Genomic DNA, 662 nt, shown 5'->3' on the forward strand with positions numbered 1-662 from the left:
GAATCAAGCTGAAAAAGTGCCTGTGATTCCTGTTTCAATTAAGTTATCGGCATCACTAAAATATACTTTAATTTTTTCTGCATTACTCCCATTCACCCTTATGATAACTTTAGCCAATAATAATTTTTAACAACCAGTAGAACCCAAAAGAAAATTAAGCCTAGGTCAAATAAGGAATACTTAAATTGACTATCACAAAATACAAGCATGTTGAACTTTGGTTATTAATTTTGCAATAGGCTGCTTAGTGTTTAATTGTTTTCTACAAAAATTTGAGAATAAAGAGTTAGATGTAAAATTCTGATATTTAAAGGTTATATTTCATCGATTACTACTAATTCCATTAAGTCGTAAAACCCGTGCGACAATTAAAGCGCCCCGAACTTAAATAGATTTAAATCCATAAAAATCAACACATCTTAAATATTAACAATCCGATTTTGAGTTTGTTCGAATATAATAAATAAGAGTAGCAATAAAAAAGGCCAGAATTATTCTGACCTAATCAAATGGCTGTTGTGCTTTATTCCTTATAATAAAGAAAGAGCTATTTGTGGTTGCTGATTAGCCTGAGCTAACATCGAACTTGATGCCTGTTGTAATACCTGATTACGAGCCAAGTTAGCACTTTCTTTTGCGAAATCGGCATCCATAATACGTGA

General features: G+C 31.4%; 1 protein-coding gene. It reads right to left on the minus strand.

The window, feature by feature from the left end; genetic code table 11:
* Positions 1-530: 530 nt before the first annotated feature.
* Positions 531-662, minus strand: a 132-nt coding sequence (locus R0J88_RS18685) for a flagellin (RefSeq protein ID WP_410900685.1), incomplete at its 5' end; no start/stop codon positions are given.

Source organism: Pseudoalteromonas sp. SIMBA_162, from assembly GCF_046535955.1.
GTDB lineage: Bacteria > Pseudomonadota > Gammaproteobacteria > Enterobacterales > Alteromonadaceae > Pseudoalteromonas > Pseudoalteromonas marina.